Raw genomic sequence first — 6,408 nt, forward strand, 5'->3', positions numbered from 1 at the left:
CGCCCGCCAGCAGCAGCGTGTCGATCGGGCCGGGCAGCGTCTCGGCGATGCGGTGGAACGGCGCGTCGGCCAGCAGCCGGATGCCGCTCTCGGTCCGGATCACCGCATCGTCGCTGACGCTGGCGATGCGGATCTGATAGGCGGGATTGGGCCGTCCCGACAGGCGGTTGGCCTGCCCGAACACGGCCGTTGGACCGGTCACGTCGAGTTCCTGGGCCGGGTCCGGCGCGACGATCAGCACCACGCGCGGCGTGTCGGGGACGGAATGCAGATGGCTGGGCATGGACGTGGGCTTGGGCATGTCGGGCAAGGTTCTCGCCAGGGCGAGCGTGAAGACCGGGATGCGGCCGATCATACCGGCGCCAGCGCCCGGCTGCGCCGCTGCCAGCCCAGCGTGATCAGCAGCGCCACGGCGAGCGCCGGCAGGGCCGCCAGGTTCACCGCATCCCAGCCGTAGTGGTGCAGGATCTGGCCGGCCGCCAGCGTGGCCACCGCCGTCAGCACCGCGGTCGAGAACTCCGCCACCGCCTGCGTCCGCGCGCGCTCCGCATCGCGATAGCTGCTGGTCAGCAACGTCGTGCCGCCGACGAACATGAAATTCCAGCCGACGCCCAGGCAAAGCAGCGCGACGTAGAACGCGGGCAGCGAGGTCGAGGCCAGCGCGATCACGCTGGACAGCGCCGACAGCCCGATCCCGGCGATCAGCATCGCCGGATTGCCGAAGCGCTGCAGCAGCCAGCCCGACACGAAGGACGGCGCATACATGCCGACCAGATGCCATTCGATGATCTGCGCGCCCTGCGCGATGGTGTGGTTGCAGGCCACCGCGGCGATCGGCGTGGCCGTCATCACGAACATCATCACCGCGTTGCCGATGCCGTTGTTGGCGAAGGCCGCCAGGAACACCGGCTGGCGCACGATCTCGCCCAGCGGACGCGCCGGCAATTGCGACTCGGGGTTGCTGCCGGCCGGCGGCGGAGGCGGCTCGCGATAGGCAAACGCCAGCAGCAGCACCGTCGCCACGCCGAACGCCGCGACCACGGCGTAGGAGCCGGCGAATGGCAGCGGGCTCATCAGGTCGGTCGACCAGGCGGCGATGGCCGGACCGCAGACCGCGGCGACCACGCCGCCGGTCAGCACGGCGGAGATCGCGCGCGGCTTGTCGGCAACCGGCGCGGCATCGGCGGCGGCCAGCCGATAGAAGCGGGCAAAGGCCTGGAATACGCCGACCAGCGCGGTGCCGGCGCAGAAGGCCAGGAAATCGTGATGGGCGATGGCCCAGACCGAGATCAGCCCGCCCGCGGTGCAGGCGATCCCGCCCAGGCAGAAGGCCAGCCGCCGCCCGAGCCGCTCGATCAGAAAGGCCGCGGCGATCGCCGTCACCGCCGAGGCCACCGTGATAAGGGCGAAGGGCACGGTGGCCAGCGCCTTGTCGGGCGCCAGCGTGTAGCCGACCAGGCCGGTCAGCGTCAGGTCGACGGACAGGGCGGAGGTGAACAGCGCCTGGCAGATCGCCAGCACGCGGGCATGGGTCATCGGGGACATCGGCTTCATCGGGACTTTCCTCGGGATGCCCTGGCCATTCGCAGGGATGCCACCGAGCTTAAAAGTCCCGCCGCCTGGCCTTCGGACAACGATCCGTGGATTTCTGCCAAGGGGCGGGGGTAGGTGCGAAGGCCGAGGGCGAAGAGCCGAGGGGCGGACGAAGGGCCGAAGGGGCGACGGCGAAGGGCCGAGGGCGCGAGGAGCGACGCGGTGAGGGAGGAGCGCCGAAAGCCCGAGGGGTGAGGGGTGAGGGACGAGGGCCGCGGGTGCGAGGGGCGAGAGGTGAGGCGGCGAAGGAGCGAGGAGTGAGGGACGTGCCGCCGCCCTACTCCGCCACCCGCCCGCGCAAGGCCTTGATCTGGCTGCGCTGGGTCTTGCCCTCCAGCCGCCGCAGCTTCGACGCAAACGTCGGCCGCGTCGGACGCCGTACCGCCGGCGGCACGGCGACGCTGTCGACCAGCTCATGCAGGCGCCGCACCGCTTCGTCACGATTGAGTTCGAGGCTGCGATGCTGCTGCGCCTTGATCACGATCACGCCGTCGCGCGTGATGCGGTGGTCGTGCAGTTGCAGCAGGCGCTGCTTGTGGTCCTCGGCCAGCGAGGACGCGCGGATATCGAAACGCAGATGCACCGCGTTCGACACCTTGTTGATGTTCTGCCCGCCCGCCCCCTGGGCGCGGATCGCGGTGATCTGGTACTCGTGGTGGGGGATGACGGCGGGCATGGTCGATCAATAAGGGCAACGCGGCAATGGGGCAATGACGGCGTGATGGCGCGCTTCAAGGTCAGGCCGGCGCGCATTGGGCAAAGTTCCGGCCAGGACGGTGGCTGGCCTTGGCAGTGAGCCCGCTACCCCCGCATCCTTGCGGTCCAGTCCTCGACCGCGCCGCTCTGGCGCCGGCGCTCGAACAGCCGCCGCCACGAATCGACCAGCGGCAACGCCAGCACCGCGTCGAGCAGCGCGGGATCGGTCTCGCGGTCACGTACCAGGCCGGCCAGGCGCGCCACCGACCAGTCGGCGTGCGGCCGCTCCAGCAGCACCGCGGCGTCGCCGGCCTGCAGCCTGCCGGGCTCCAGCACGCGGAAATACCAGCCAATCCGCAGGCTCTGCTGCACCAGCGCCGACATGTCGTCGCGGCCGAACCGCACGTTCAGCTTCCAGCACGGTTGCCGCGGCTGCGATACCTGCAGGGTCACCGAGCCGATCCGCCAGACGTCGCCAAGGCAGACGTCATGCTCGTCGCCGCCCGCCCAGCTCAGGTTCTCGCCGAACGCGCCAGCGCGCGCCAGCACCGGCAAGGGTTCGATGTCGTGCCGCCAGTTCGCGTAGTGTTGCCACGGATAGCAATGGACCGCCTTCTCCGGCCCGCCGTGGATGCGGCGGTCGCCCTGCTCGTCGCCGTGCAGTCCAAGCGTATCCACCGCGACGGGTGCGCCGACGGGATGCTTGTCGATCGCGCTCTGCTTGCCGGTCTTGGCTGGCATGCCGTAGGGCTTGGCGGTGCCGGTCAATACCGCGCGGATCGTGACCTGGGACGGGCTCACGGCGGACTCTCCTTGACGGTGATGGGTAGGGATCGACGCCGGTGGCGCACCGGCGGACATCGAGCCGGCAAGTGTAGCGCCGAACACCGGAACGCTGCGCGGGCGTTGAGCGTATGGGGACAGCGCAGAGTGGCAGGGCACTGCTCAGTAATCCGTCGCCCTCACCGCCGTCAGGAAGCCATTCAGCGAACAGTTTGGCGCCTCGTGGAGAACGCTGCCGCGGCTCAACCCCCTCCTCAGTAGCCGGTCGCCTTCACCGCCTTCAGGAAGCCGTTCAGCGAACGGTCTGGCGTCTCGTGGAAATGGTCGTCGAGTATCCGGATCGCCCGGCAGCGATCCAGCCGGAAGCTGCGATAGTCCTCGCGCGCGGTGCACCAAGCCGCCAGCAGCCAGACATTGCCCCAGAAGAACAGGCCGAGCGGCTGCACCACGCGTTCCGTGAGTCGCTGCTGTGCGTCGCAGTAATCGAGCCGCAGCAGCCGCTGCTCGCCCATGGCGCCGTGGACGACGTCGAAGGCCTCGCGGACCTTGCTGTCGTGCATATAGGCCGGCGCGAAGACCCGGCTCTGCTGCGCCGACAGCCGGCGCGTCGGCGGCAGCGCCGCCACCAGCTTCTCCAGCGCCGGATCGGCCGCGGCGGCGAGCGCACCACCGCCCCAGGCCTTCAGCATCCGCAGGCCGGCCACCAGCGCCTCGACCTCGATGCCGGAGAACATCAACGGCGGCACGTCGAAGTCCGCCCGCAGCCGATAGCCGATCCCGGCCTCGCCCTCGATCGGCACGCCCGATATCGACAGCGCCTGGATGTCGCGATAAACCGTGCGCTCCGACACGCCGAGCCGCTGCGCCAGCAGCGCCGCCGTCGTCAGGCGGCGGCCACGCAGGACCTGGACGATCTGGAACAGTCGGTCGGCGCGGCGGCTCATTGGCGTGAGTCAGTGAGTGAGGCAGGGAGTCAGTCAGGGGAGTCAGGCCAGGGTCACACGGTCAGCGGTTGGCCGGCACGGGCTCGTGCAGGCCGATCTTGTTGCCTTCGCTGTCGATGATATGGGCGATCCGGCCGATCTCGTCCGGCAGCTCCATCGGCCCGAACACCGTCTTGCCACCGGCAGCGGCCACCCGGCCCAGCAGCTCATTGAGCGCTGGCGTATGCAGATAAGGCAGGCTGCCCTCGGTACTCGGCCGAAAACCCTCGCCGGCCACCAGCGCGCCACCCGAATGGGAATGCGGAAAGATTGCCATATCGATTTCGCTCATCGTCTCGCGGCGCAGCTGCGTCTCGAATACCCGCTCGTAGAACTGCACGGCCCGGCCCATGTCGACGACGGGAATTTCCAGCCAGTTGATCAGAACGTTTTGCATGATGCCACCTCGGTGGTCGTTGAAGGAGACCGCAGTTTGCGAGGGGGCTGCTGACAGCGTGGTGTCAGGAGGATGGTGGCGGTGGGTATCCGACGGATACGCGAGAAGCGAGAAGCGGGAGGCGGGGGCGGGGGCGGGGGCATCGATCGCACTAAACTGGCACGACCGCGACGACATTCTGGTTTTCATCATGGCGCAGAACATCTACGACAACCCGGATTTCTTTCATGGCTACAGCCAGTTACCTCGCCAGGTGCATGGCCTTGACGGCGCTCCCGAGTGGCCGGCCATCCGGGCGATGCTCCCCGGTCTGGCAGGGAAGCGTGTCGTCGACCTCGGTTGTGGTTTCGGGTGGGCATCGAGATGGATGCGCGGGCAAGGCGCCGCATCGGTTCTTGGACTTGATATTTCCGAGAACATGCTGGCGCGGGCAAAAGCGGACACCACCGATCCCAACATCGAATATCGGATCGCGGATATCGAGACCGTCGAATTGCCAGAGGCGGCTTTTGATTTCGCCTACAGCGCGCTGGCGTTTCACTATGTCGAGGACTTCGAGCGGCTGGCCCGGATGATTTATCGCGCCCTCGCGCCAGGGGGAAGCATGGTGTTCACCATCGAACATCCGGTTTTCATGGCCGCCTCCAATCCACACTGGATGGTCGATGAGCAGGGTCGCAAGACGTGGCCGGTCAATCGTTATTCGGTCGAGGGCGAACGACGGACCGACTGGTTCGCGAAAGGCGTGTTGAAGTACCACAGGACGATCGGCACCACGCTCAATACGCTGATACGAGCAGGGTTCACGATCCGGGCCGTCGAGGAATTTGCACCGTCGGCCGAGCAAATCGAATCGAATCCCGGCCTGGAAGAAGAAATGGAACGGCCGATGATGCTTCTGGTCGCCGTAGCGCGATAGACGATCGCGCGTCGGTGCAATCCAGGTGCAGTGCAAGTGCATTGCGCCTCAAGGGCAGGACGGAGAAAAAGCCGGAAACCGTTGTGGGACTTGGCGCGCCCGGCTGGGATCGAACCAGCAACCCCTGCCTTCGGAGGGCAGTACTCTATCCATTGAGCTACGGGCGCACGAGATGCGGCGGGAGCCGCGCGGGTCGACTGCGGCGAATGCCGCCGTCGGAAAGTCGCATAGGATACCGCGTTTGCCGTAGCGCGTCCATGCCGGCGCACGTTTTCCCCGGGCCTACGGGTTTCGTCCGAGGCGCTTTTCGCGCCATCGGGAGGGGCTTTACGGCTATAATCGCCCGTTATTTGCGCAAAAGCGGGGCTGCGTCTCGTCCACACGGACGGCGGGCCAGGCGGCATGGGGTGTGGCTGTCAGGCTCGGCAGACTCGGATGCGCGGAGGGGGCGGCAGTCAGGCCCAAGACACGGACCAACGAAAGGCCGCCAAGCGGAGCGGTCACGGGTTTCCTGCAAAATCGAGAGTTCAGCATGAGCGACGTCCATAACGAACACGAGTCTCCCATCAAGACCCCGAAGCAGCTGATCGCTGTGGTGATTGCCGCCTTCGTGGTGCCGATCACCGTGATCATCCTGCTGGTCAGCTTCGTCGGCTACGGTGGCCCGGAAGGCGCCGGCTCCACCGATACGGCGGAAGCGGTGGTTGACCGCATCAAGCCGGTTGCCTCGCTCGAGCTGCGCGATCCCAATGCCCCGCGCGTCTTCAAGACCGGCGAACAGGTCTATACCGCCGTCTGCGCGGCCTGCCACGCCACTGGCGCGGCCGGTGCACCGAAGTTCGGTGCGGCCGGCGACTGGAGCGCCCGTCTCGGCCAGGGCTACGACGGCCTGATGAAGTCTGTGATTGCCGGCAAGGGCGCGATGCCGCCGCGTGCCGGCACCTCGCCGGACGACTTCGCCGACTACGAGCTGGCCCGCGCGATGGTGCATCTGGTCAACTCGGCCGGCGGCAAGCTGCAGGAGCCCGCCGCGCCGG

The 6,408-nt window shown here is 67.7% G+C and carries 8 protein-coding genes and 1 tRNA gene; 2 read left to right on the forward strand and 7 right to left on the reverse strand.

Annotation, left to right across the window (positions count from 1 at the left end; translation table 11 throughout):
• The 6 genes from AC6EI8_RS23075 to AC6EI8_RS23100 all read right to left on the reverse strand — a co-directional run.
• A partial coding sequence (locus AC6EI8_RS23075; RefSeq protein WP_498382981.1) for a type 1 glutamine amidotransferase family protein occupies positions 1 to 283 on the reverse strand: 283 nt, incomplete at its 3' end.
• Between the two features lie 68 nt (positions 284 to 351).
• Positions 352 to 1,554, reverse strand: coding sequence for an MFS transporter (locus tag AC6EI8_RS23080; RefSeq protein ID WP_226107765.1), 1,203 nt, complete (start codon positions 1,552 to 1,554; stop codon positions 352 to 354).
• Between the two features lie 316 nt (positions 1,555 to 1,870).
• Entirely contained in the window at positions 1,871 to 2,269 is a 399-nt protein-coding gene (gene arfB, locus AC6EI8_RS23085; RefSeq protein ID WP_150082026.1) for an alternative ribosome rescue aminoacyl-tRNA hydrolase ArfB, read from the reverse strand.
• Positions 2,270 to 2,394: 125 nt separating this feature from the next.
• Complete coding sequence (locus AC6EI8_RS23090) at positions 2,395 to 3,090, reverse strand: MOSC domain-containing protein (protein ID WP_498382979.1); 696 nt, start codon at positions 3,088 to 3,090, stop codon at positions 2,395 to 2,397.
• Positions 3,091 to 3,326: 236 nt separating this feature from the next.
• Positions 3,327 to 4,016: a helix-turn-helix transcriptional regulator gene (locus AC6EI8_RS23095; protein WP_265632979.1), complete on the reverse strand. Its 690-nt coding sequence runs from the start codon at positions 4,014 to 4,016 to the stop codon at positions 3,327 to 3,329.
• Positions 4,017 to 4,077: 61 nt separating this feature from the next.
• Positions 4,078 to 4,452 (reverse strand): VOC family protein, encoded by a 375-nt coding sequence (locus AC6EI8_RS23100; RefSeq protein WP_150082029.1) that lies wholly within the window; start codon positions 4,450 to 4,452, stop codon positions 4,078 to 4,080.
• A 190-nt stretch (positions 4,453 to 4,642) separates the two neighbouring features.
• On the opposite strand from AC6EI8_RS23100, the gene AC6EI8_RS23105 reads away from it, so the two are divergent.
• The gene (locus tag AC6EI8_RS23105; RefSeq protein ID WP_265632980.1) at positions 4,643 to 5,371 is read left to right on the forward strand and encodes a class I SAM-dependent methyltransferase; all 729 of its coding nucleotides are present in this window, start codon (positions 4,643 to 4,645) and stop codon (positions 5,369 to 5,371) included.
• Between the two features lie 91 nt (positions 5,372 to 5,462).
• Here AC6EI8_RS23105 and AC6EI8_RS23110 read toward each other — a convergent pair.
• Positions 5,463 to 5,538: transfer RNA gene (locus tag AC6EI8_RS23110), tRNA-Arg, on the reverse strand.
• 365 nt (positions 5,539 to 5,903) lie between these two features.
• On the opposite strand from AC6EI8_RS23110, the gene AC6EI8_RS23115 reads away from it, so the two are divergent.
• The coding region (locus tag AC6EI8_RS23115) for a c-type cytochrome (RefSeq protein ID WP_498382980.1) at positions 5,904 to 6,408 on the forward strand (505 nt) is incomplete at its 3' end.

This window comes from Cupriavidus sp. R6-3 (assembly GCF_059772245.1).